This is a genomic window from Streptomyces glaucescens, from assembly GCF_002154375.1.
GTDB classification, from domain to species: domain Bacteria; phylum Actinomycetota; class Actinomycetes; order Streptomycetales; family Streptomycetaceae; genus Streptomyces; species Streptomyces glaucescens.
This window is the reverse complement of the sequence record NZ_MUND01000937.1, coordinates 1-669: the sequence shown is the minus strand read 5'-3', so window position 1 is coordinate 669 and position 669 is coordinate 1. Positions and strand designations below refer to the sequence as shown.

Sequence of the window (669 nt, the reverse complement as noted above, 5' to 3'; positions counted from 1 at the left end):
CCGTCGGCGACGGTCGGCTTCCAGGCGTTCCTGCGCTCCACCTTCTCCATCGGGACGCAGGCGCCCCGGTGCAGGTAGTGGTGGTCGTCCTGGCACAGCTCGACGGCGTAGGTGTCGATGATGTCCTGACCGGAGGTGGTCGCGCTCCACGCGTAGTCCTGGCCGCGGCCCAGCTCGACGTAGAAACTGAGGCCGGCGAAGGAGGCGCCGCGGGCGCTGATGCCGGGGCCCTGGATCTCCTGGAGCATCAGCAGCTGGGGCGCGAAGTAGCCGGTCTGCGGGCCGAAGACGGCGATCGGATGGCCGCTCGCGGTGTGCTCGCCGCTCACCACCAGGGCGTTGGACATGCCGCGCCGGGCGGAGGTGACGGCCTGCGCCGCCGCGGCTGCGGAGGTCCGGGCGGCCCGCGCTCCGGTGGCGCTGCCCGTGCGGTCGTGCACCAGGGGTTCGCGGGTCACGGAACCGGTGTCGGGCAGGGCGAGGCCCTGCGGGTCGGCGGGTTTCACCGCGTACGGGAAGCTGCCGTCGTGGACGGTGAGGGTGGCCTCCGGGTCGTTGCGCATCCGGAAGGACTCCCAGACCTCGGTGCCCCTGGCGACGCCGTACTTCGACTGGGCGGCGAGCAGGGAGAGCGCGTTGTTCACCTCGCCGCCGCCCCCGGAACCGAAC

Annotated in this window: 1 protein-coding gene; it reads right to left on the bottom strand. The window is 72.8% G+C overall.

Going from position 1 to position 669, the window contains the following annotated elements; translation table 11 throughout:
- Positions 1–669 (bottom strand): penicillin acylase family protein (locus CCN42_RS45375; RefSeq protein ID WP_245877683.1); only part of this gene is annotated, 669 nt, incomplete at both ends.